Annotated in this window: 21 protein-coding genes; 9 read left to right on the top strand and 12 right to left on the bottom strand. The window is 60.3% G+C overall.

Features of this window, described 5'->3' with window-relative positions; genetic code table 11:
- The first annotated feature begins 4 nt into the window (after positions 1 to 4).
- The 3 genes from fdhD to R6X40_RS28135 all read left to right on the top strand — a co-directional run bounded on the left by fdhD (position 5) and on the right by R6X40_RS28135 (position 2,046).
- Positions 5 to 832, top strand: a complete 828-nt coding sequence (fdhD, locus tag R6X40_RS28145) for a formate dehydrogenase accessory sulfurtransferase FdhD (RefSeq protein ID WP_318418106.1) — start codon at positions 5 to 7, stop codon at positions 830 to 832.
- Positions 822 to 1,118, top strand: a complete 297-nt coding sequence (locus tag R6X40_RS28140) for a formate dehydrogenase subunit delta (protein ID WP_318418104.1) — start codon at positions 822 to 824, stop codon at positions 1,116 to 1,118. Before fdhD ends, R6X40_RS28140 begins: the two co-directional genes overlap by 11 nt.
- 211 nt (positions 1,119 to 1,329) lie before the next feature.
- A complete protein-coding gene (locus R6X40_RS28135) occupies positions 1,330 to 2,046 on the top strand; it encodes a pentapeptide repeat-containing protein (protein ID WP_318418102.1) in 717 nt (238 codons plus the stop codon).
- A gap of 19 nt (positions 2,047 to 2,065) precedes the next feature.
- Here R6X40_RS28135 and R6X40_RS28130 read toward each other — a convergent pair whose 3' ends face one another.
- Complete coding sequence (locus tag R6X40_RS28130) at positions 2,066 to 2,671, bottom strand: nucleotidyltransferase domain-containing protein (RefSeq protein ID WP_318418100.1); 606 nt, start codon at positions 2,669 to 2,671, stop codon at positions 2,066 to 2,068.
- Positions 2,672 to 2,867: 196 nt separating this feature from the next.
- Here R6X40_RS28130 and R6X40_RS28125 point away from each other — a divergent pair, with 196 nt between their 5' ends.
- The 3 genes from R6X40_RS28125 (at position 2,868) to R6X40_RS28115 (ending at position 8,150) form a co-directional block, all read left to right on the top strand.
- Entirely contained in the window at positions 2,868 to 4,262 is a 1,395-nt protein-coding gene (locus R6X40_RS28125) for a sigma-54 dependent transcriptional regulator (protein ID WP_318418098.1), read from the top strand.
- On the top strand, positions 4,255 to 6,258 hold the full coding sequence (locus tag R6X40_RS28120) for a cache domain-containing protein (protein WP_318418097.1): 2,004 nt from the start codon (positions 4,255 to 4,257) through the stop codon (positions 6,256 to 6,258). Before R6X40_RS28125 ends, R6X40_RS28120 begins: the two co-directional genes overlap by 8 nt.
- 239 nt (positions 6,259 to 6,497) lie before the next feature.
- Positions 6,498 to 8,150, top strand: a complete 1,653-nt coding sequence (locus tag R6X40_RS28115; protein ID WP_318418096.1) for an OFA family MFS transporter — start codon at positions 6,498 to 6,500, stop codon at positions 8,148 to 8,150.
- Positions 8,151 to 8,315: 165 nt separating this feature from the next.
- Here R6X40_RS28115 and R6X40_RS28110 read toward each other — a convergent pair whose 3' ends face one another.
- A complete protein-coding gene (locus R6X40_RS28110) occupies positions 8,316 to 8,747 on the bottom strand; it encodes an Lrp/AsnC family transcriptional regulator (RefSeq protein ID WP_318418094.1) in 432 nt (143 codons plus the stop codon).
- A 123-nt stretch (positions 8,748 to 8,870) separates the two neighbouring features.
- Between R6X40_RS28110 and R6X40_RS28105 the strand changes: the two genes are divergently transcribed.
- The gene (locus R6X40_RS28105) at positions 8,871 to 9,974 is read left to right on the top strand and encodes a saccharopine dehydrogenase family protein (protein WP_318418092.1); all 1,104 of its coding nucleotides are present in this window, start codon (positions 8,871 to 8,873) and stop codon (positions 9,972 to 9,974) included.
- A gap of 270 nt (positions 9,975 to 10,244) precedes the next feature.
- Here R6X40_RS28105 and R6X40_RS28100 read toward each other — a convergent pair whose 3' ends face one another.
- The 8 genes from R6X40_RS28100 to R6X40_RS28065 form a co-directional block, all read right to left on the bottom strand.
- On the bottom strand, positions 10,245 to 11,672 hold the full coding sequence (locus R6X40_RS28100) for a mannose-1-phosphate guanylyltransferase/mannose-6-phosphate isomerase (protein ID WP_318418090.1): 1,428 nt from the start codon (positions 11,670 to 11,672) through the stop codon (positions 10,245 to 10,247).
- 242 nt (positions 11,673 to 11,914) lie between these two features.
- The gene (locus R6X40_RS28095; protein WP_318418089.1) at positions 11,915 to 12,322 is read right to left on the bottom strand and encodes a F0F1 ATP synthase subunit epsilon; all 408 of its coding nucleotides are present in this window, start codon (positions 12,320 to 12,322) and stop codon (positions 11,915 to 11,917) included.
- A 129-nt stretch (positions 12,323 to 12,451) separates the two neighbouring features.
- Positions 12,452 to 14,014: a F0F1 ATP synthase subunit beta gene (gene atpD / locus R6X40_RS28090; protein ID WP_318418087.1), complete on the bottom strand. Its 1,563-nt coding sequence runs from the start codon at positions 14,012 to 14,014 to the stop codon at positions 12,452 to 12,454.
- Positions 14,015 to 14,038: 24 nt separating this feature from the next.
- Positions 14,039 to 14,917, bottom strand: a complete 879-nt coding sequence (locus R6X40_RS28085; RefSeq protein WP_318418085.1) for a F0F1 ATP synthase subunit gamma — start codon at positions 14,915 to 14,917, stop codon at positions 14,039 to 14,041.
- Positions 14,918 to 14,945: 28 nt separating this feature from the next.
- On the bottom strand, positions 14,946 to 16,475 hold the full coding sequence (atpA, locus tag R6X40_RS28080; protein WP_318418084.1) for a F0F1 ATP synthase subunit alpha: 1,530 nt from the start codon (positions 16,473 to 16,475) through the stop codon (positions 14,946 to 14,948).
- A complete protein-coding gene (locus tag R6X40_RS28075) occupies positions 16,475 to 17,041 on the bottom strand; it encodes a F0F1 ATP synthase subunit delta (protein ID WP_318418083.1) in 567 nt (188 codons plus the stop codon). Before R6X40_RS28075 ends, atpA begins: the two co-directional genes overlap by 1 nt.
- Positions 17,042 to 17,302: 261 nt before the next feature.
- A complete protein-coding gene (locus R6X40_RS28070) occupies positions 17,303 to 17,689 on the bottom strand; it encodes a DUF4345 domain-containing protein (protein WP_318418082.1) in 387 nt (128 codons plus the stop codon).
- Between the two features lie 89 nt (positions 17,690 to 17,778).
- Positions 17,779 to 19,983 (bottom strand): primosomal protein N', encoded by a 2,205-nt coding sequence (locus R6X40_RS28065; RefSeq protein ID WP_318418080.1) that lies wholly within the window; start codon positions 19,981 to 19,983, stop codon positions 17,779 to 17,781.
- A 96-nt stretch (positions 19,984 to 20,079) separates the two neighbouring features.
- On the opposite strand from R6X40_RS28065, the gene fsa reads away from it, so the two are divergent.
- The gene (gene fsa, locus R6X40_RS28060) at positions 20,080 to 20,733 is read left to right on the top strand and encodes a fructose-6-phosphate aldolase (protein ID WP_318418078.1); all 654 of its coding nucleotides are present in this window, start codon (positions 20,080 to 20,082) and stop codon (positions 20,731 to 20,733) included.
- Between the two features lie 59 nt (positions 20,734 to 20,792).
- Here fsa and R6X40_RS28055 read toward each other — a convergent pair whose 3' ends face one another.
- Positions 20,793 to 21,926: an AAA family ATPase gene (locus R6X40_RS28055; protein ID WP_318418077.1), complete on the bottom strand. Its 1,134-nt coding sequence runs from the start codon at positions 21,924 to 21,926 to the stop codon at positions 20,793 to 20,795.
- Between the two features lie 9 nt (positions 21,927 to 21,935).
- Positions 21,936 to 22,862: a GNAT family N-acetyltransferase gene (locus tag R6X40_RS28050; RefSeq protein WP_318418075.1), complete on the bottom strand. Its 927-nt coding sequence runs from the start codon at positions 22,860 to 22,862 to the stop codon at positions 21,936 to 21,938.
- A gap of 130 nt (positions 22,863 to 22,992) precedes the next feature.
- Between R6X40_RS28050 and R6X40_RS28045 the strand changes: the two genes are divergently transcribed.
- Entirely contained in the window at positions 22,993 to 23,934 is a 942-nt protein-coding gene (locus R6X40_RS28045; RefSeq protein ID WP_318418073.1) for a tyrosine recombinase XerC, read from the top strand.
- Positions 23,935 to 24,007 lie beyond the last annotated feature (73 nt).

Below are 24,007 nucleotides of genomic sequence, written 5' to 3'. Positions count from 1 at the left end.
CTCAATGACAGGGTTGAAGCTCACCCAGACCGTTCCGGAAACCGCCCATCGCGGCGGTAAGCTGACGGCCGGCTCCCGCGTGGTGCCGGAGGAAACGCCGATTGCGCTCTCCTATGGCGGCTCGACCCATGCCGTGATGATGGCGACGCCCGGTGATTTCGAGGATTTCGCCGTTGGTTTCAGCCTGACCGAGGGGATCATCACCGATCCCTCGGACATCGAATCGACCGAGGCTATTGCGGATGAAAAGGGCATCGACCTTCAGATCATACTGAGGGACGAGCAGAACGAGGCGCTCGTGTCCCGCCGCCGCCATATGGCCGGGCCGGTCGGCTGTGGCCTCTGCGGCATCGAATCGATCGAGCAGGCCGTGCGCAAGACGCCGAGTGTATCTGGTTCGACGCTTCGTTTATCGGAACAGCAGATCATCGAGGCCGTCGCCCTGCTCAATGGCCAGCAACCGCTGCATTTCGAGACGCGCGCCGTGCATGGCGCCGGCTTCTATGTGCCCGGCAAGGGCCTGATCGCCGTGCGCGAAGATGTCGGCCGCCACAATGCGCTGGACAAACTGGTGGGCGCTGCGGCGCGGGCCGGATATGCTGGATCAACCGGCGCCGTCGTCGTCACCAGCCGCGTTTCCGTCGAGATGGTGCAGAAGACCGCCATTATCGGCAGCCCCTTCATCATCGCCATATCCGCACCGACGGCGCTTGCCATCCGCACGGCCGATGAGGCCGGCATGACACTGATCGCACTGGTGCGCGGCGCCGATTTCGAGATATTTACCAACCCCCACCGCATTCAATCCGGAGCCATCGCCGATGTCGCTTGATAACACCAATGGCAAACTCGTCCGCATGGCCAACCAGATCGCCACTTTCTTCAAGTCGCAGCCCGAGGCTGAGCGCGTTCAGGGTATCGCCACGCACATCAACAAGTTCTGGGAGCCGCGCATGCGCAAGGCCTTCTTCGAACTGATCGAACAGGGTGATGCCGGCTTCGATCCGCTGGTCCTATCCGCTGCAGCCATCATCAAACGACCTGACAGCCCAGCACGCCCTTCCGAGCCGTCAGAACACGTCGATCAGGCCATGTTGGAGGCCGGCTTCAGCGATTGATACACGGCCGCGTTTCCTTTCCACGTTGAACCTGATCAACCTGTGCGGTATGCAGCAATACCGAAAAAGATGGGCCGGTTGGTAATCCGGTCCCTGCAATCAGCAGCTTATGACCCTCCCTGGTTTCCACGGTACCGGTTTGATCAGCAGTGGTCGGCGAGGTACGTGGTTTTGCGCCGTGTTTCCTCGATCACGAATAAGGAACAGCGACATGGCGCCATCCACCTCCCCGGACCTATCTCCGATTTCACCGGCCAATACCCTTGAGAACCGCGCGCTTGATCGCTCGGCCGTCGAATTCCTGTCGAAAACCGGACTGCCGCACAGGCTGGTCGGCTGCATCCTCGAGGAAGCCGATCTCTCGCGACTGACGCTGGACGGCTGGGTGTTCGAGGCCTGCAACGTCAAGCAGGCCAATTTCACCGGAGCAAAACTCAGCGCCACCACCTGGTCGAGCTGCAAGGGCGGGGTGTCCGATTTCACCGGCTGCGATCTGTCGGAAAGCAAAATCGAGGGCTGCGACTTCAACAACAGCAATTTCCGGGGCGCAACGCTGACCGGCTCACGGTTCGAACGGTGCAAGCTCACAGGCGCAAATCTGTCCGAAACGAAAACGCTCAACCTGACCTTCAATGAAACAAGGTTGGCCGACGCTAGGCTGCCCGGTCTCTCCTTTCGAAAGTCCCGCCTGACCGGCCTCGATTTCCAGATGGCCGACCTCAAAAAATGCGATTTCCGCGACGCGATCTTCCAAGACTGCAGCCTGCGCGACGCCAATCTGGTCGACTGCCGCTTCGAAGGCGCCGACCTTCGCGGCGCAGATCTCGGCGGCATCCGCCTGCTCAACGCCAAACAATTCAAAGGCGCAACGATCTCGCGCGATCAGGCAGGGCAATTGTTGGCTGAGCTGGGATTGAAGGTCCGGTAGGCTGGGGGCTAATCGCCCCCTACAGCACACCAATCCAGTCATGCCCCGGATGCACCACCTCGAGACTAGCCTTCAACCAAGCTCTTTCCGGCGAGGAAAGCTTCGGCAAGGCATTTTCAAAATCGGCCTCGTCCTTGGCGCGGCGGTATTTTGCCTTGAAAAGAAGGATTGGCGCGGGCGCCAGATAGGGAATTCCGTCCACAGTTGAGCGAACGAATTCGTTGCGTGGCGCACGGATTTGCGGATCGCGTTTGCAGACCCATGTCTGTGGCGTTCCGGGCTCGAGCATCATATCCACCCGCCAGCGGCGTTCGACGCTGTCCAGGCACCAGATTTGCGCGATATCGGCCGGTGGCTCTGCGTTCTCAGGTAGGGGCGTCACGACGCCGCTTCCGGCGGTATAGAAATCGAGCCCCCGTAATGTCCGGCGAAAAAAACCGACATCCTCGCGCAACACCGTGAATTCGAGATCGTCGTGATCGCGGGTCTGGTGCCCATGCCAAAGATCGAGGGCCCATCCGCCAACGATGCACCATGGTTTGGACACGCCGCTGAGCCGGCTGGTCAGGTCCAGTGGATGCCAGGCGCTCCAGGCATCATGGTCCGGAATTTCCTGCGCAGTCATCGAAGTCCCCCTCAGTCAGCTCATTCGATCCGGCACCTATCAGAATCGAGACGGCGAATAAACTACGTCCATCAATTGCGGCAACGGGAGATATCTGCAGCAAGCAATCTGGCTGTTTCGCGAAAGAAACTCGAAACGGCTTTGTACCTCCCGCCAGCCTTGCTATGGTCGGCATTGTCAAAAGAGGGAGAGACTTTTGCAGGGAGAGGCAGCGCGAAAAACGTCCGTGCCGGAGCGCGATCCGGAGTTCGGCCCGTGGCTTGCGCAGGCATCCATCCTGATCGTCGACGACGAGCCGGGCATGCGCAATTTCCTTGTCCGCACACTTGGCCCGCGCTGCAAGCGGATCGAGGAAGCGGCCGATACCGACGAGGCCTCGCGCAAGCTCGATGCCCATCATTTCGACGTCGTCATTCTCGACAACATCATGCCCGGCAAGAATGGCGTCGACTGGCTGGCCGAGCAGCGGGCCATCGGCTTCTTTGCCGAGGCGATCCTGATTACCGCCTTTGCCGATCTCGAAACCGCGATCCAGGCTTTGCGCGCCGGTGCCGTCGATTTCGTGCTCAAACCCTTCCGCTCCAACCAGATCCTCAATTCCGTCGCCCGCTGCCTCGACCGCATGCGGCTGCAGCGCGAGAATTTTGTGCTGCGCTACGAGTTGAAGGCGACCTCCGATCATATCCTTTTGCGCGACCGGCTGATCGGCACATCGCGGGTGATCGGTGATGTCCGCGATACGATCGCACGGGTGGCGCCACTGCCGACTTCGGTACTTTTGACCGGTGAGTCCGGGACCGGAAAGGAAGTCGCGGCCCGCTCCCTGCACACCCTGTCTGACCGCGTGGACAAGCCTTTCGTGCCCGTCAATTGCGCCGCCATCCCGGCCGACATGATCGAGACCGAGCTGTTCGGCCATATCAAGGGCGCCTTTACCGGCGCCGAAAACAACCGTGAAGGCCTGTTCACCCATGCGCAGGGCGGCACGCTGTTTCTCGACGAGATCGGCGAAATGCCGCTCGCAACGCAGAGCAAGCTTTTGCGCGTCATCGAAGACCGGCGCGTCCGGCCGGTCGGCTCCGAGCGCGAGGTTCCGGTCGATCTGCGCTTCGTCTTCGCCACCAATGCCGACCTGCAGAAAGAAGTGGAGAGAGGCCGGTTCCGCGCCGATCTGTTCTACCGCATCAATGTCATGCAGCTCTACCTTCCGCCGCTGCGCGATCGCGGCAATGACGTGCAGGAACTGGCCGATCTGTTCATGCAGAAACTATCGCAGCAGCTTGGCATGCCACAGGTGCCGATCGACGCGCCGGTGCGCGCCGCGATGGCGCGCTACGCCTGGCCGGGCAATGTGCGCGAGCTGCGAAACCTGATCGAGCGCTCGCTGATCCTCGGGAAGTTCCCGGACGATTTTCGGGGTGGTGGCCGCAGCCAGCAAGCCGGTTCGGCCGGTGAGACGCTAGACGATATCGAACGGCGGCATATTCTGGCGGTGCTGGAGGAAACGAGCGGCAATCGCGATGAAGCCGCCCGGCGCCTGGGCATTTCGCGCAAGACCATCGACCGAAAATGCACCGTGTGGAATGGTTGAGACTTCCCGCCCGCAGGAGCGCCCTGCCCGCTCCATCCGCTTCCGGCTGTTGGCCATCGCACTCCTGCCGACGCTGGTCATCCTGCCGCTTCTGCTCGGCATCGCCATTACCCGCTGGAATGCGAAATTCGATGCGCTGCTGATCACCAAGGTCAATGGTGACCTGACCATCGCCCATCAATATCTGTCCCGCATTCTCGAAAACACCGGCGAGCATATCCAGGCGCTTGCCGTCTCCGCCGCCTTCCGGGACACAGTCGGTTCCGGCGAGGTACCAGCTGTACCTGCTTTTTTGGAGGAGAGCCGCCAAAAGCTCGGCCTCGATTTCCTGATGCTCGTCGATCGTCAGGGGCAGCCGATCAGAGCAGCAGGGCAGGCGCAGGGGGCCTGGCCTGTGGTGATCTCGGCGCTTGACGGCACGTCCTCGACCGCCATCGACATTTTCTCCAACGAACAACTGACCGCCCTGTCAGCCGCCTTGGCTGAGCGCGCCCGGATCGATCTCGTGGAAACGCCCAATGCCGTGCCGACCGACAGAAAGAGCGAAACGCGCGGCATGGTCGTGCACTCAGCCAGCCCGGTGACGCTGGCAAATGGTGCAAAGGCAGCACTCGTTGGCGGCATTCTGCTCAACCAGAACCTCGTTTTCATCGATACGATCAACGACCTCGTTTATCGCGAGGCAAGCCTGCCGGAAGGCAGCAAGGGCACAGCAACGCTGTTTCTCGAGGACGTGCGCATCAGCACCAATGTGCGGCTGTTTGAGGATCGCCGTGCATTGGGAACCCGGGTCTCCGCCGCCGTGCGCGCTGCGGTGCTGGATGAAGGCCGAACCTGGCTCGATAGCGCTTTCGTCGTCAACGACTGGTACATATCGGCCTACGAACCGATCGTCGACAGTTTCGGCAAGCGTGTCGGTATGCTCTATGTCGGCTTCTTGGAAACGCCGTTCCGGCAGGCGAAATACACGACGCTGCTGACCATCGTGCTTGCCTTCCTTGCCGTCACCGCGGCCAGCGTACCGATCTTCCTGCGCTGGGCACGGGCGATCTTCAAGCCGCTGGAACGCATGAGTGACACCATTACCCGCGTCGAAGGCGGCAATATGAGCGCCCGCACCGAGCTGAAAGCTGCCAGCGACGAGATCGGCCGCGTGGCCCTTCATCTCGACGGTTTGCTCGACCAGTTGCAACAGCGCGATCGTGAACTCAGAGAGTGGAACGAGGAACTGAACGACCGCGTCGCCGAACGGACCAGCGAACTGGAGCTTGCCAACCGTCAGATCGAGGCAACGACAAAACAGCTGATCATGTCGGAAAAACTCGCCGCCCTCGGCGAAATCACCGCCGGTGTTGCCCACGAGATCAACAATCCGATCGCCGTCATCCAGGGTAATCTCGATGTCGTCCGCAGCGTTCTTGGCGCAAAGGCCGATGAGGCTAAGATCGAGTTCCGGCTGATCGACGAGCAAATCCACCGCATCAGCCAGATCGTCACCAAGCTCTTACAATTTGCCAAGCCGGAGGAATATGCCGGTTATGTCGAGCGCCACGCGCCATCAGAGGTGATCTCCGATTGCTTGCCGCTGGTGCAGCATCTGTTCCACAAGGCCGAGATCAAACTCGTTCGCGACGACCGGGCCACACGGCTGGTTTTGATGAACCGGACAGAGCTGCAGCAGGTGGCCGTCAATCTGATTGTCAATGCCATTCATGCCATGCCGAAAGGTGGCGTCCTGACGATCCGCACGCTGGACCAGGACATCGAGGAAAAGCCGGGCGTGACACTGGAAATCATAGATACGGGTGTCGGCATGACGCCGGAGCTGATCGGCAAGATCTTCGATCCGTTCTTCACAACAAAACGGCAGGAGGGAACGGGCCTGGGCCTCTCTATCAGCCAGCGGCTGATCGCCCGCCAGAGCGGCCGCATTTCCGTTCAAAGTGCAACGGGAGAAGGAACAACCTTCTCCATCTGGCTGCCGGAAGCCAGCTAATTCGGACAAAGTGTCCGCCAACTCTTGGACATTTTGTCCGATTCCCACTTCTTGCCCTCATAAGCCATTGAAATCTTGAATGGTCCGATTTGGCACGCCGATTGCTCTTGTGGTGGGAGGAACGGCTGAGGAGGCAACATGCGTTGAGGAGCGGGTGGTGCGAAACGATCTTCAGTCGCTCTGACATGACATTCACAGGGGACGCCCGACGGGACATGGGCGGATGGAGGAAAACCAAAATGGCAGCAACAACAGATACATTTAACAGCGGAGGCTCGATCGGCCTTCTCGACCGCGAGCGCATCATCGCCAAGCCCGGCTTCAACCGCTGGCTCGTGCCTCCTGCAGCCCTCGCCATCCATCTCTGTATCGGCATGGCCTATGGCTTCAGTGTTTTCTGGCTGCCGCTTTCCAAATCGCTCGGCACCACGCCGGACACCTGCGCCAGCATGAATCTCGCCTCCGCCCTGTTCACCACCAGTTGCAACTGGCGTGTCGCCGATCTCGGCTGGATCTACACGTTGTTCTTCGTGCTGCTCGGCTGCTCCGCCGCCATCTGGGGCGGCTGGCTGGAACGTGCTGGCCCGCGCAAGGCCGGTTTCGTCTCCGCCTGCTGCTGGTGCGGCGGCATTCTCGTCGCCGCTCTCGGGGTCTATACCCATCAACTCTGGCTGATGTGGCTCGGCGCTGGTGTGATCGGCGGCATCGGCCTTGGCCTCGGTTATATCTCGCCGGTCTCAACCCTGATCAAATGGTTCCCCGACCGGCGCGGTATGGCGACCGGCATGGCCATCATGGGCTTTGGCGGCGGTGCCATGATCGGCGCTCCGCTGGCAAACCTTTTGATGACGCATTTCCGCACCGATATGTCTGCTGGCGTCTGGCAGACCTTCGTCGTCATGGCCGTCATCTATTTCGTCTTCATGATGGGCGGCGCCTTCGGTTACCGCATCCCACCCGCTGGCTGGCGCCCGGAAGGCTGGACTGCACCTGCGTCTAAAAGCACGATGATAACAACCAAGCACGTGCATCTGCGCGATGCTCACAAGACCCGGCAGTTCTGGTTAATCTGGGCCGTTCTGTGCCTCAACGTTTCCGCTGGTATCGGCGTCATCGGCATGGCATCGCCGATGCTACAGGAAATCTTCGCTGGCTCGCTGATCGGCCAGCCGGGTGTCGCCTTTGCCGCTCTGGACACTGTACAGAAAGCATCCATCGCGGCGATCGCCGCCGGGTTCACCGGACTTCTCTCGCTGTTCAACATCGGCGGCCGTTTCTTTTGGGCCTCGCTGTCGGACAAGATCGGACGCAAGAATACCTACTTCTGCTTCTTCGTTCTCGGCATCGCGCTCTATGCCTTGGCTCCGACGCTTGCCGGTCTCGGTAGCAAGGCACTGTTTGTCCTGGCCTTCGGCATCATTTTGTCGATGTATGGCGGCGGTTTCGCGACGATCCCTGCTTATCTCGCCGATATCTTCGGCACGCAGTTCGTCGGCGCGATCCATGGCCGTCTGCTTACGGCCTGGGCGACTGCCGGCATCGTCGGACCGGTGGTGGTCAACTATATCCGCGAGGCTCAGATTTCGGCGGGCGTGGCGCCGGGTCCCGAACTCTATACGGGTACGATGTACATTCTCGCCGGCATGCTGGCACTTGGACTGGTCGCCAACGCACTCATCCGGCCACTATCAGACAAGTGGTTCATGAAGGACGAAGAAGTGGCGGCGTTGCAAGCCAAGTCGGCTGCGGCAAACGCAGGCCCGACCGGCTCCTTCGGCATTGGCACCGGCGGCTTCGACGGCAAGGCAATGATCGCCTGGGCCGTCGTCGGCATCCCGATGCTCTGGGGCGTCTGGGTCACGCTGAGGGCCAGCATGGCGCTGTTCGGGTAGGAAAGCTCTCGGGCACAGCACCCCCTCATCCGCCCTGTCGGGCACCTTCTCCCCGTCGAGACGGGGAGAAGGAACTTGCGGCAAACTCGGTCATCCCCTCTCCCCGCTCGGGGGGAGAGGGCTAGGGTGAGGAGCCACTGGCGGCACACACCATCATTCGAAGTCCTATCGATTGATCCGCGTCGACAGAATGATCGACGACAGCGTCTTTTCCACCCCGTCGATCTCGCCGATCCGGTCGATGACCAGATCGAGTTCACTGATCGACGATGACGCGACAATGGCGATCAAATCGAAACTGCCGCTCACCGAATGTAGCGTGCGGACATCCTCGATATCGTGCAGATCCTGCGTCACCCGCCCCAGTGCCTTGGCGGCAAGCGTAATCAGCACATGCGCCTTGACCAGGCCCTTCTCGAAATCATCCGACAGCCGTACGCCGTAGCCTGCGATGATGCCGTCCCGTTCCAGCCGCTCGAGTTTTGCCTGCACCGTGGTGCGCGAAAGGCCAAGTTTTCGCGCCAGAAGCGCCGTCGGCATGCGGGCATTTTCGCAGAGAATGGCTAAAAGCTGCCGGTCTTTGTCCGCTAACGTCATTATGATCATCCATATCGGCACTATGCCGATTATTGATCGGCATTTTTATCAGATCATCGCTTCATATCAACCAGAGAAAAGCAGACAATTCGCCCACAGACAGATTCATTCGGGGGACCCATTATGAAAAACATCGTTGTCATCGGCGCCGGCAAGATCGGCTCGACCATTGCCCGCCTTCTCGCCCATTCCGGCGATTATCAGGTGACGCTGGCCGACCGCAGTGCCGAACAGCTCGCCCTGATCGAAAAGCATGACGCCATCTCGGTCGCCGAAATCGACATTTCCGACAGCGCCGCCATGGTTGCCCTGCTCACTGGCAAATTCGCCGTTCTTAGCGCCGCTCCTTTCCACCTGACGATCGCCATCGCCGAAGCCGCCTCCAAGGCCGGCGTGCACTATCTCGACCTCACCGAAGACGTCGAATCCACCCGCCAGGTCAAGGAAATCGCTGAAAAAGCGAATACCGCTTTCATCCCGCAGTGCGGCTTGGCACCGGGCTTCATCTCCATCGTCGCCAACGATCTCGCCAGCCGCTTCGATACGCTCGACAGCGTACGCATGCGCGTCGGCGCCCTGCCGCAGTATCCGTCCAACGCGCTGAACTATAACCTCACCTGGAGCACCGACGGCGTTATCAACGAATATATCGAGCCCTGCGAAGCCATCGTTGAAGGTCAGCTGATCAAGGTACCGGCGCTCGAAGAGCGCGAAGAGTTCTCGCTTGATGGCGTGACCTACGAAGCCTTCAACACCTCGGGCGGCCTCGGCACACTGTGCGAGACGCTGAAGGGCAAGGTTCGCACGCTGAACTACCGCACCATCCGTTATCCCGGCCATGCCGCGATCATGAAGGCGCTGCTCAACGATCTCGGCCTGCGTCACCGCCGCGAAGTCCTGAAGGACATCTTTGAAAACTCGCTGCCGTCAACCATGCAGGACGTCGTCATCATCTTCGTGACGGTTTCTGGTCGCAAGGAAGGCCGCCTGGTTCAGGAAACCTACGCCAACAAGGTTTACAGCGCTGTTGTTGCCGGCCGCATGATGAGTGCCATCCAGATCACCACCGCATCCAGCATCTGCGCCGCTCTCGACATGCTGGCCAAGGGCGAACTGCCTGCCAAGGGCTTCATCCGCCAGGAAGAAATCGGCCTCGACGCCTTCCTCAAGAGCCGCTTCGGCCACCACTATGAGCAGAAGGCCTACGCGGACAAACTGGCAGGCTGATCTGCGGGGAACCGCAGCAGAACAAGACCATCATCCGCAGCGCCCGGGACCGAAAGGTTCCGGGCGTTTTTGCGTCGGCTTGTCCAGTCTTTCGGTACCGCCCTCATCCGGCCTGTCGGCCACCATCTTCCCGCGGGCAGGGAGATGGGCTTGCCGCACTCTCAGAACCCATACCTGATGGTTCAGAGCATTAAGCCAATTGTTTGAGGCCTTCTCCCGTTCACGGGAAGAAGGTGCCCGAAGGGCGGATGAGGGGCAGTCCGAAGAAATTTATGTCCGCCCAAACTCGTCATCGAGCCGGATGATATCGTCATCCTCGAGATACGAGCCCGTCTGCACCTCGATCAGTTCCAGGGCGATCTTGCCGGGGTTGGTCAGCCGGTGCACGACGCCCTGTGGGATATAGACCGATTCATTTTCATGTAGCAGCCGTGTCTCGCCATCGATGGTGATCTCCGCGGTGCCGCGCACGACGATCCAGTGCTCGGATCGATGATGGTGTTTCTGCAGCGAGATTTTCCGACCAGGCGTCACATGCAGGCGCTTCACCTCGAAACGCTCGCCGCTCAGCACCGATGCCACGGCACCCCAGGGGCGATAGGATGTCGGATGGGTCTCCGTCAGTCCTCGGGTCTTTGCCGAAAGAGCCAGTTGCTTGACGATCTGGCCGACATTCTGGCTATCTTCCATCCGTCCGACGTAGACGGCATCTTCGCTGGCAATGACAGCGACATCATCCAGCCCCTGCACAGCGAGGTGGATATCGCGCGACAGCACCAGCGAATTGCGGGTATTGGAGACAGTCGCTTTCTGGCCGACGACATTGCCGTCCGCATCCTTTTCGCCGATCGCCCAGACGCTGTCCCAGCTGCCGAGATCCGACCAGCTGAAGGACGATGGCACGACGGCCGCATGCGGGGTGTTCTCGAAAACAGCGTAGTCGACCGAAATATCCGGCGCCTGCGAAAATGCCGCCTCGTCCAGGCGGTCGAAGTCGAGATCGCGCTGTGCTCCTTGAATTGCCCGCTGCGCCGCGTCGTACACCGCAGGCGCATAGCGCAGGATTTCTGCCAGGAATTGCCCGACGGGCAGCATGAACATTCCCGAGTTCCACAGATAGCGGCCGCTCGCTAAAAGTTCCTCGGCGCGCTCCCTATTCGGTTTTTCGACGAACCGAGCGACCGTCTTCGCTCCCGTATCGAGATCATCCCCAGTTTCGATATAGCCGTAACCGGTTGCTGGTTCCGTTGGCTTGATGCCGAACGTCACCAGCTTGCCGGCCTCGGCGGTTTCCCGCGCAATTCGAATGCAATCGAAATAGTGCGCGCCGGCATCGATCTCATGATCGGAAGCAAGCACCTGCATGATGGCGCCGTCGCCATGGTCGCGCAGCACGACAAAAGCGGCGGCGGCGAGCGCAGGTGCGGTATTGCGGGCCATCGGCTCCAGGAGGATGCTCGAAAGCGGCGCATCTAGCGCACGCGCCTGCTCGGCGACGATGAAGCGGAATTCGGCATTGGTGACAACAACCGCTGGCGTATAGCGGTCCTGATCGGAAACGCGCTCCAGCGTCTTCTGGAACAGCGATTGATCGCCGAGAAACTGCAGAAACTGCTTGGGCGCCGCCGAGCGCGACAGCGGCCAAAGCCGCGTTCCCTTGCCGCCAGCCATGATGACCGGCACGATCTTGGAAGACATACGCATCCTCTTGTTTCTTGTCGGAGCTTACAGTCCGAAATTCTCAAAAACGTCTGCGGCCGGCACAGCCTAACGAAGAACCAAGGCTTATGAAACCAAATACCGGCATGAGCCAACATAGAATCAAAGCGTTAACGTGAAGATGAATGGCGATAGTGCGCGATACGGCCGCGGGTACGCCAAATTCCGGACAATAAAAAACCCCGCCGGAGCGGGGTTCGAAAGTCACGCCGTCAACCTTTTCAGGCGGCAACAACAATACCGTTGAGCTGCGTCAGTTCGGCGAGGAATGTCTCCAGGCGTGTCTTGTGCTCGTCGCTATGCGAACCATCGTCCAGTTCGGACTTGGTTGCGTCCATGCGCCTGCGGATCAGGTCAGCATCGACTTCGCTGACCGGAATGGCCGATTCGGCAAGCAGAGTGCAACCCGTCGGCAGGATATCGGCGAAACCGCCGAAAACGACGTAACGCGTAACCTTGCCGTCAGCAGCCTTAACGGTCACGACGCCCGGCTTGATCGTTGTCATCACAGGCGCGTGGTTGGCCATGACGGTCATTTCGCCTTCCGTTGCCGGAATGACGACTTCGCTGACACGCTCGGACAGCAGCAGGCGTTCCGGGGAGACGAGTTCGAAATTGAAATCAGCCATGATCATTCGCTTCTATTGGCGCTACCGGCGAGAAACCCCGGCAGAAAATCCCGTTCGGCACGGCCGGACCTATGCCAGCCGCAGCGATTGTCGACCGGGGCACCGTTGTGATGCCCCAGCCGAAAGTCATTAAGCGGCTTCAGCAGCCAAGCGCTTGGCCTTCTCGACGGCTTCCTCGATGGAGCCAACCATGTAGAAGGCAGCTTCCGGAAGATGGTCGTACTCGCCGTTCACGAGGCCCTTGAAGCCCTTGATCGTGTCTTCGAGTGCAACCAGCTTGCCCGGCGCACCGGTGAAGACTTCAGCGACGAAGAACGGCTGCGACAGGAAGCGCTCGATCTTGCGGGCGCGGGCAACCGCGACCTTATCTTCTTCCGACAGTTCGTCCATGCCCAGGATGGCGATGATGTCTTGAAGCGACTTGTAACGCTGCAGGGTCGTCTGGACGCGACGCGACACTTCGTAGTGCTCTTCGCCGACAACCATCGGGTCGAGCATGCGCGAGGTCGAGTCGAGCGGGTCAACGGCCGGGTAAATACCCTTTTCAGCGATCGAGCGCGACAGAACGGTCGTTGCGTCCAAGTGGGCGAACGATGTTGCCGGTGCCGGGTCGGTCAAGTCGTCGGCCGGTACGTAGATGGCCTGAACCGAGGTGATCGAGCCCTTGGTCGTCGTGGTGATGCGTTCCTGCATCTGGCCCATGTCGGTGGCGAGCGTCGGCTGATAGCCCACAGCCGAAGGAATACGGCCGAGAAGAGCCGACACTTCGGAACCTGCCTGGGTGAAGCGGAAGATGTTATCGACGAAGAACAGAACGTCCTGACCTTCGTCGCGGAACTGTTCAGCGATCGTCAGACCGGTCAGAGCGACGCGAGCGCGGGCGCCCGGCGGTTCGTTCATCTGGCCGTATACGAGGGCTGCCTTCGAGCCTTCGCCGCCGCCGAGCTTGTTCACGCCGGATTCGATCATTTCGTGGTAAAGGTCGTTGCCTTCGCGGGTACGTTCACCCACGCCGGCGAATACCGAGTAACCACCGTGCGCCTTGGCGACGTTGTTGATCAGTTCCATGATGAGAACCGTCTTGCCAACGCCGGCGCCGCCGAACAGGCCGATCTTGCCGCCCTTGGCGTAAGGTGCGAGCAGGTCGACGACCTTGATGCCGGTGACGAGGATCTGTGCTTCCGTCGACTGCTCGACGTAGGACGGTGCCTCCTGGTGGATCGAGCGCTTGCTCGAGGTGATCAGCGGACCAGCTTCGTCAACCGGCTCACCGATGACGTTCATGATGCGGCCGAGCGTTTCCAGACCAACCGGTACGGTGATCGGGGAGCCCGTGTCCGTTACCGGCTGACCGCGAACCAGACCTTCGGTCGAGTCCATGGCGATCGTGCGGACGGCATTTTCGCCGAGATGCTGAGCAACTTCGAGAACAAGGCGGTTACCGTTGTTGTCGGTTTCCAGCGCGTTCAGGATCGAAGGCAGCTGACCTTCGTCGAAGGTCACGTCGACGACGGCGCCGATGACCTGCGTTACGCGGCCGACTGCGCCGGTTGCCGTAACGGCGACCTTGGCTGCCGGAGCCTTCTTCGCGACAGCGGTCTTCGCTGCTGCTGCCGGCTTTTCCGCTGCTGCCTTCACTGCAGTCGGCTTCTTAGCCGCTGCTGTTGTACTGGGGGTAGCTGCCTTAGCCATAATCCTTACCCTCTTTCCGTAACCTTAGAGCGCTTCCGCGCCCGAAATGATTTCAATGAGTTCCTTGGTGATCTGAGCCTGGCGCTGACGGTTGTAGGAAAGCGTCAGCTTGTTGATCATATCACCGGCATTGCGCGTGGCGTTGTCCATCGCGCTCATCTTGGCACCCATTTCACCCGCAACATTTTCGAGCAGAGCCCGGAAAACCTGCACCGAAATGTTGCGCGGAATAAGATCGCTGAGGATCTCGCCCGCATCTGGCTCGTATTCGTAGATCGCAGCAGCGTCAGACGATACCGCATCTGCTGAAACGGCAGCGGGGATCAGCTGAAGTGCGGTCGGAATTTGCGAAATGACCGACTTGAACTCCGAATAGAACAGCGTGCAGACATCGAACTCGTTCTTTTCGAACAGGCTGATGATCTTCTTGCCAATCTGGTCGGCGTTTTCGAAGCCGATCTTCTTGACTTCACGCAGATCGACGCGGTCGATGATCAGCGAGGCGAATTCGCGACGCAGGATATCGAAGCCCTTCTTGCCGACGCAGACGATCTTCACCGTCTTGCCTTCGGCCAACAACTTGCGCACGTGGTCGCGGGCAAAGCGGGCGATCTGCGAATTGAAACCGCCGCAGAGACCGCGTTCCGCCGTGCAGACCACGAGCAGGTGCGTCTGGTTCTGACCGTTGCCGGTCATCAGGCGAGGTGCACTGTCATCCTGACCGACAGCGGCGGCGATGTTCGAAAGAACAGCGCTCATCCGTTGCGAGTAAGGCCGTGCAGCCTCGGCCGCCTCCTGCGCACGCCGAAGCTTCGCCGCTGCGACCATTTTCATCGCTTTGGTGATCTTCTGCGTCGCCTTGACGGAGGCGATCCTGTTTTTCAGATCCTTTAGTGAAGGCATCCGTTAATCCGTCCTAAATGGTACCCGATCAGGCGAAGGATTTCGCAAACGTGTCGATGGCAGCCTTGAGCTTGCCCTTGACGTCGTCGCTGATAGCCTTGTCCTTGCGGATAGCTTCAAGAATGTCCTTGCCTTCGGACCGCATGTACGACAGCAGACCCTGCTCGAACGCGCCAACCTTGTTGACGGCGATCTTGTCGAGGTAGCCGTTCACGCCGGCGAAGATGACTGCGACCTGTTCTTCCGTCTTCAGCGGCGAGAACTGCGGCTGCTTCAGGAGTTCGGTCAGGCGTGCACCGCGGTTCAGCAGGCGTTGCGTCGCAGCGTCAAGGTCAGAACCGAACTGGGCAAACGCTGCCATTTCGCGATACTGGGCAAGTTCACCCTTGATCGAGCCGGCAACCTGCTTCATCGCCTTGACCTGAGCGGCTGAACCCACGCGGGAAACCGACAGACCGACGTTAACAGCCGGACGGATACCCTGGTAGAACAGGTCCGTTTCAAGGAAGATCTGGCCGTCGGTGATCGAGATCACGTTGGTCGGAATGAACGCCGAAACGTCGTTACCCTGGGTTTCGATAACCGGCAGAGCGGTCAACGAGCCAGCGCCGTTGGCGTCGGAAAGCTTTGCAGCGCGCTCAAGCAGACGCGAATGCAGATAGAAAACGTCGCCCGGGTAAGCTTCGCGGCCCGGCGGGCGGCGCAGCAGGAGCGACATCTGACGGTAGGCGACGGCCTGCTTGGAAAGGTCGTCATAACCGATCAGCGCGTGCATGCCATTGTCACGGAAATATTCGCCCATGGCGGCGCCGGCGAACGGTGCGAGATACTGCATTGGAGCCGGATCGGAGGCCGTTGCAGCAACGATGATCGAATACTTCAGGGCGCCGCGTTCTTCGAGAACCTTGACGAACTGGGCAACCGTCGAACGCTTCTGCCCGATGGCGACATAGACGCAATACAGCTTTTCAGCATCCGGGCCATTGTCGTGAATGGCCTTCTGGTTGAGGATCGTGTCGAGGATGATGGCGGTCTTGCCGGTCTGGCGGTCGCCGATGATCAGCTCGCGCTGGCCGCGGCCGACCGGGATCAGAGCGTCGATGGCCTTGAGGCCGGTCGACATCGGCTCATGAACCGACTTGCGCGGGATGATGCCCGGCGCCTTGACGTCAACACGCGAACGGCGCGTTGCGTTGATCGGGCCCTTGCCGTCGATCGGGTTGCCGAGCGCGTCAACGACGCGGCCGAGCAGTTCCGGACCAACCGGAACGTCCACGATGGCACCGGTCCGCTTGACGATGTCGCCTTCCTTGATGCCACGGTCGGCACCGAAGATAACCACACCGACATTGTCGGCTTCAAGGTTCAGCGCCATGCCGCGAATTCCACCCGGGAATTCGACCATCTCACCTGCCTGGACATTGTCCAGACCGTAGACGCGGGCAATACCGTCACCGACGGAAAGCACCTGGCCAACCTCGGAGACTTCTGCCTCCTGGCCAAAGTTTTTGATTTGATCTTTAAGAATTGCGGAAATTTCCGCGGCGCGGATATCCATCAGCCGACCTCTTTCAGTGCAAGCTTAAGGCTAGAAAGCTTTGTGCGAAGGGAAGTGTCAATCTGGCGGGACCCGACCTTGACGATCAGACCACCGAGAATAGAGGGTTCAACCGTGACGTTGAGCGTCACGTTTTTGCCGGTGACGCCCTTGAGCGCCGCCTTCAATTCAGTCTGCTGCGCGGCCGTCAGGGCATGAGCCGAAGTCACCTCAGCAGAAACTTCGCCACGATGACGGGCGGCAGTTTCGCGATAAGACTTGACGATGCCAGGTACTGCGAACAGGCGGCGATTGCGTGCAACCACCTTCAGGAAGTTACCGACCAGACCCGTAATACCAGCCTTCGCGATAAGCGCGGAAATGGCCTTGAACTGGTCGTCTGCAGAAAAGATCGGGCTGACGATAAGGCGCTTCAGATCGGCGCTCTCATTGATCAGCGACTGGAACTTGTCCAGATCCGCACCTACGCTCTCCACCGAACCCGCTTCCAGTGCGAGATCGAAAAGCGAAGACGCGTACCGTTCTGCAACACCGGAAATAAGCTGGGATGTGTCTGCCACGGGCACAAGCTTCTCTTATTTTAATTCAAAGGCGATGTCTGCGGAGAACCGTAAACCCAACACTTTGAATTTGTTGCTATATTTTAAAGGACATACAAGCCGGGCGGCCTGTTTCCCCCACAAGTCGCGGTTCGTCTAGCATAGGATATCTGGACTCGCAACACGCGAACAGCACGAATGCGCATAGTTCACCCCGGTTTGGCCAAATTTTGACAAAAATGGGGTATGAGCTGACGAGGTCCACGCTGTAGGCCTTGCTGGCCGGGCTTAGACGAAGCCAAAGACGTAAGCCAAGGGTAAAGCCGAAAGCGCGATCTGGACGGCAAGATACAACCAGTTCACAACCGTATTGCCGCCATCCGACAGCATCGACAGGATACGCCCGAACGCTGCCAGCGCAAAGGCAGCACCCAGCGCCAGATAAACCATCGGCTGGGCAAGCAGCAGAGCGGCGATACCAAGACCGAGATGAAAGCCACCCATTGTCGAGCGCGCTTCAGCATACCCGCCGCGTCGGCCTTCGCGGATATCGATGCCAAGCGCGCGAAAAGCAATGCCCGGCGCAAACAGGAAGACCAGCCCAAGCAGCGACGTCACAACGGCGGCGCAAAACGCCAGGAACTCTCCGGTTTCGGTCGGAATGTAGAACTCCATGGCATATCCCCGTACTCGTTCGATGGCTTTGGTCTAACCCAAGTCCCAATGAAAGGGAATCGGGCGAAGCTTCGAATTGCTCGCTGAATTTAGAGGAAACTCTGCGGATCGATATCGAGCTGGACGCTGACCGAACCGCGCACCTTCGGGCCGCTGGCCATCATGGTCTTCACGAAAGCCTGCATGTCGCTGTTGCGGCGGCCGTGGACCAGCAACCGAAACCGGTGGCGGCCGCGGATCAACGCCAGCGGCGCTTCGGCCGGCCCCAGAATGGTGATGCCGCTGACCTTGGGCGCGGCTTGGCGTAAGCCGCGCGCATGCCCCTCGGCGTCGGAGCGGGTGTCAGCAGAGACGATGATCGAGGCAAGACGCCCAAAGGGGGGCAAAAGCGCCTTTTCCCGCTCGCTGATCTCGCGCTCGTAAAACGCATCCGAATCACCCGAAACGATCGCCTGCATCACCGGGTGCTGCGGCTGGTATGTCTGCAGCAATCCGAGGCTCTTCAGTCCGGTACGCCCCGCCCGGCCCGTCACCTGGCTGAGTAGCTGAAATGTCCGCTCCGCCGCACGTGGATCGCCATTGGCAAGGCCGATATCCGCATCGACGATGCCGACGAAGGTCATCATCGGAAAGTTATGTCCCTTGGCCACCAGCTGCGTGCCGACGACGATATCGGCCTCGCCCTTGGCGATGGCGTCCAGTTCCAGCCGCAACCGCTTGACGCCCATCAGGTCGGAGGACAGCACGATGGTGCGGGCGTCCGGGAAATGCCGGTCGACCTCTTCGGCGATCCGCTCGACACCGGGACCGCAGGCGACCAGATGATCGAGCGTGCCGCATTCCGGGCAGCTCTCCGGCGTCTTTTGCGCATAGCCGCAATGGTGGCACTGGATCTGGCCGCGAAACCGGTGCTCGACCAACCAGCTGGAACAATCCGGGCATTGGAACCGATGGCCGCAGACGCGGCAGAGCGTCAACGGTGCATATCCGCGCCGGTTGAGAAACAACAGTGCCTGTTCGCCACGCTCCAGCGCCTTGCCGATATAGCGCAGCATCACCGGCGACAGGAAACCGCCGCGTTCCGGCGGATGCTTGCGCATGTCCACAAGCCCGAGATCCGGCAACGCCGCATCGCCAAACCGCGTCGGCAGGTGGATCGGGGTGTAACGGCCGAGATCGCCGTTGACTCTGCTTTCCACCGATGGTGTGGCCGAGACCAGCACGATCGGAAACTCGCCGATCCGGGCGCGCACCACCGCCATGTCGCGTGCATTGTAGAAGACGCGGTCTTCCTGCTTGTAAGCGGGGTCGTGCTCCTCATCGACAATAATGAGGCCGAGATTTTCGAATGGCAGAAACAGCGCCGAACGGGCGCCGGCCACGACCCGCACGCCCCCCTCGGTCACCTGCCGCCAGACTTTTTCACGGGTACGCGGCGCAAGGTCGGAATGCCACTCAGCCGGTTTTGAGCCGAACCGGTCCTGGAAACGCTCCAGGAAACTCGCCGTCAGCGCGATCTCGGGCAAAAGGATCAGCACCTGTTTGCCGGCCTTCAGCGTCGCTGCGATCGCTTCGAAATAGACCTCGGTTTTGCCAGAGCCGGTAATGCCATCGATCAGCGACACGGAAAATCCACCGGCATCAACACTTTCGAGCAGATCCAGTGCCGCCTGCTTCTGCGGCCCTTCGAGCCGATGCGCCACGTAATCCGGATCAGGGACTGCCACCACCGGCGGCGGTGGAATGAACACCCTCTCGAACACACCCTGCGCCGTCAGCCCGTCGATGACACTGGACGAGGTTCCGGCCGCATGGGCAAGCCCCGATCGCGTCCAGGTAAATCCATTGTCGGCCGTCGCGATCACCCGTTCGCGCGCCGAAGTCATCCGCTCCGGCCGCATGTCAGTCAGCCGCAAACCCTCGATCATCGGTTCCGGATCGAAGGCCGCCGGGGCTCGCAGAGCCATCCGGGCGACAAGACCGGGCGGCGAGACCGTATAGGTCGCAACCCAATCGAGAAAAGCCCGCATCTCCTTTGTCAAGGGTGGGCAATCGAAGCTACGGGTAATGGCCTTCAGCTTCTTCGGATCGACACTGCCGTCGTCGATCCCGTCCCAGACCACGCCCAGCACCTGGCGGGGCCCAAGCGGCACCTGAACGATCGATCCGGGCTCGACAGCCATTCCCTCCGGCACGGCATAGGAGTATGGTTTCGGGGCGGGCATCGGCACCAGAACGGGCACGACGCGGCGGGCGAACAGGTCGTCAAACAAATTGGTCGAATCTTCAGTCATCGGCCGTGACCTTGCCTCCGGATTGCGTTAAAGAAAACCCCGAAACAACACAGCAGCCCGCGCATCGCCCGCCCGAGCGCCGAAAGGGAGAATTCCATGAAGTTTTTTGTCGATACAGCCGATGTCAATGAAATCCGGGAGTTGAACGACCTGGGCCTCGTCGATGGCGTGACGACCAACCCTTCGCTGATCCTCAAGTCCGGCCGTAACATCGTCGAAGTGACCAAGGAAATCTGCGGCATCGTCGACGGCCCTGTATCCGCTGAAGTAGCGGCTACCGACTATGAGACGATCATGAAGGAAGCGGCTGTCATTGCGAAGATTGCCGACAATATCTGCATCAAGCTGCCGCTGACGCTCGATGGCCTCAAGGCCTGCAAGAACCTGTCGTCGGATGGCCACCTGACCAACGTGACTTTGTGCTTCTCGGCCAACCAGGCCCTGCTCGCCGCAAAGGCCGGCGCCACCTTCGTATCGCCCTTCGTCGGCCGCCTTGACGACATTGCGTTTGACGGTATGGAACTGATCCGCGAAATCCGCCAGATCTTCGACAACTACGGCTACGAGACCGAAATCCTCGCCGCCTCGATCCGCACGGTCAACCACGTCAAGGAAGCCGCCCTCATCGGAGCCGACGTCATCACCGCCCCGCCGGCAACCCTCAAGGCACTGGTCAAGCACCCGCTGACCGACGCCGGCCTCTCCACCTTCCTGGCCGACTGGGCCAAGACCGGCCAGAAGATCGCCTGATCTTTTTCGGTGTGAATTAAACAAAAAGCCCCGCGAGACGATCGCGGGGCTTTTTCGTTTCAGTCGTCATCCTCGTCGATCATCCCCGTCAGCCGCATGCCCTCGATCCAGGTCGCACCATCGTTGCGGATGACGCGCTTGGGGCGGGTGCCGCAGCGGGTCTGGATTTCCGATGCGAGAATTTCAGAGTGGGTGACGATCCAGATCTGGCTTTCGCTGGCGGCGGTGGCGATCATTTGGGCCAAGGCCGGCAGCATATCGGGATGCAGGCTGGTTTCCGGTTCGTTGAGCGCGATGAAGCGCGGGCGGCGATAGGAAAGCAGCGCGCCAGCTAACGCCAGAAAGCGCATCTGGCCATCCGACAATTCGCGTGGCGAAAACTGGCGTTGCGGAAAGTCCGGGAAGACCATCGAAAACTCGGCAAACTCCTCCGGTTCGGGCACCACCAGGCGAGCGCCGCCAAAGGCATCGGCAACGGCCCGGTCCAGATCAACCGTATCCTGGCGCGTATGAAACAACGTCGCAAAGACCGCCGCCAGATTGGAGCCGTCCTCGTCCAGCATTGGCGCGGTAACGGCAAGGCAGGGCGAACGCAACGGTGAATCGCGATCGGTGCGAAAGCCATGAAAGAAGCGCCACCCATCGATAGCCCGCCGGAACGTGCCAATCTCCGGATAATGCCCGGCATCGCCGAGAAGTGCGATCGCCGTTTCCGAAGTCAATGCCTGTTCCGGATGCTCCTCCATTCGTCCGGCGCCGTTTCTGACGAAAATGCCCGGCCCCGCGCGCTTCATCACCGTGACCGGCCGGCCCGCATCGACCTTCAATTCCTCTTCTTTTACCTGCGGTTCGAAGATGAACCCGGCGGCGGCCTTGGGTGGTCGCAAACCGGCCTCGACGCGGTAGAGAAAACTCAGCGCCTGGACCTCATCGAGCAACTCGACCTCGAGTTTGATGCGCACGGGATCGCCACTCCGGCGCTTGCCGCTCCACAACGCCGAGGCCATTCCACCCTCGCGGGCGATCTCGGACGCGAGCCGGCCGCGAACGGCGGCCTGGACCAGCTGCAAGGCACGATAGAGATTGGATTTGCCAACACCGTTTTCGCCGATGAAAAGATTGACGCCTGCCATGTCCATTCGGATGGACTTCAGCGAACGGTAATTGGCGGCGAACATGGAGCGAATCTGCATGACGCAGATTTACTCGATCGTCTCCCGCGATGAAACCCGGGGGCGGAATCCCGCATCCCCGTCAAACGCCAGATCAACCACGGTATGCCGCTCAAGCGCCCGCGTCACCTCGAGCGGATCGCCATCCAGCGCATCCGGCTGGATCAGGTTGCCGATAGTGAAATCGAACAGGTCGCCTTTCTTGTTCAAAAGCTCATGGAACACCGTCATGTCACGTAGCTCGGTCGACCATTTGGCCAGCCAGTAGAACAGCCCGGAATTGCGCGCCGACATGTGCACGGGCAGGATTGGCAGATTGTATTTGCGGGCAAAGCCCACGGCCGAGGTTTTCCACGGACGCTCGTTGAGTTGTCCATCCGCCCAATAGGCGATACGGCCGGAGGGAAATAGCACCGTCGCCTTGCCTTCCGAGATCGACCGGTTGGTGATCTGCAACGTCTCCCGCGCCTTCAGTTTGCTCTTGTAATCCTCGCGCCATTCCACCGGGATGACCATTTCGGCAAAGCGCGGATTGACCCTTATCGCATCGCGATTGGCAAAGAACATCATGTCGGGGCGGCGGTTCTTCAAAAGATCGAACACGGCGATACCATCGGCGATGCCCGTCGGGTGATTGCTCACCAGAAGAAACCCGCCCTTTTGCGGAATGCGCTCTTCATTGCGCACGCGGATATCCAAAGACAGGGTCTGGCTCAGATGTTCGAACGCCTGGAAGCCCGGCACGTTGGTCACGGCATCGGCAAACTCGATCGCCTTGCGATAATTCAGCACCGTATAGAGCAGCGGCCGCAGAACCGGCCAGAGCGGATGTTGGACGATGCGCTGGCCACGCTCGGCAATCAGCGTATCGACGATATGGCCGGGCTGGCCATGCGACACCAGCGCGACTGTCTCCGCGAAATAGGTGAAACTGCTTGCCGAATCGCGTCTTTCCATCGCTTCTTCCGCCTCGTCTGCCGTCAGCTATCGCAGTTGAATATGATCCGGGCATGACAAATTCCAAGGACCGTTAGGAAAAACATAACCGGCTGACGCGCAGAGTCGCAGCCGTCTGAAATCGCGGAGCATGGCTGTGAACGAACTCCTGATCATAGGTCATCCCGAACTGATGGCCGAGCGTCTGCGTTGGCTCTCCAGCCTCGGCGAAGAACGGCGTCTATCGGACAAGACCGTGGAAGCCTATGAGCGCGACACGCGGCAATTCCTGCATTTCCTCACCGGCCATCTGAGCGGTCCGGCCCGGCTGAGCGATATCAGCGCCCTGCGCCCTGGAGACCTGCGCGGCTTTCTGGCGTCCCGCAGGCGCGATGGTGCCGGCGCCAGAACCCTTGGACGCGGGCTTGCGGGTCTGCGCTCCTTTCTGCGCTATCTTGAGAAGAAGGGCCTCGCCAATGCCGCCGGCGCCTCCGCCGTGCGCTCACCGAAACAACCGAAGTCACTGCCGAAACCACTGACGGCGGTGGACGCACTGATGGTCGTCACCAGCGACGCGCAGCTTGCCGAAGAGCCCTGGATCGCTACCCGCAACGCCGCCGTGCTGACACTGCTTTACGGCTGTGGCCTGCGCATTTCCGAAGCTCTGGATCTGACACCAGACGATTTCACCGGAAGCCCGAGCGCGCTGCGCATTCACGGCAAGGGCGGCAAGACCCGCATCGTGCCGCTGATATCGGCGGCGATCGATGCCGTGCGCGCCTACGAAAAGCTCTGCCCCTATCATCTCGCCACCGACGGTCCCCTGTTTCGCGGCGCCAAAGGCGGCAAGCTTCAGCCGGCCATCATTCAGCGTGAAATGCAGAAGCTGCGCGGCGCGCTTGGCCTGCCGGATACGGCAACGCCACATGCCCTGCGCCATTCCTTCGCCACCCATCTTCTGGCCGGTGGCGGCGATCTCAGGACCATCCAAGAACTGCTCGGCCATGCCAGCCTGTCGACGACGCAGGTTTATACCGGCGTCGATTCGGCGCGTCTGCTCGAAATCTACGACCGCGCCCATCCCCGCGCCTGAATTTTGCCAGTTAACACGCGTTAACCAGCTTTGTTAAACGGCCGTGAGGCTTGGCTGTCTAGGATCGGCGGAT

Origin of the sequence: Rhizobium sp. PL01 (genome assembly GCF_033447125.1) — a bacterium.
GTDB lineage: Bacteria > Pseudomonadota > Alphaproteobacteria > Rhizobiales > Rhizobiaceae > Pararhizobium.
Note: the sequence above shows the minus strand (reverse complement) of the source record. Positions and strands in the feature narration are given on the sequence as shown.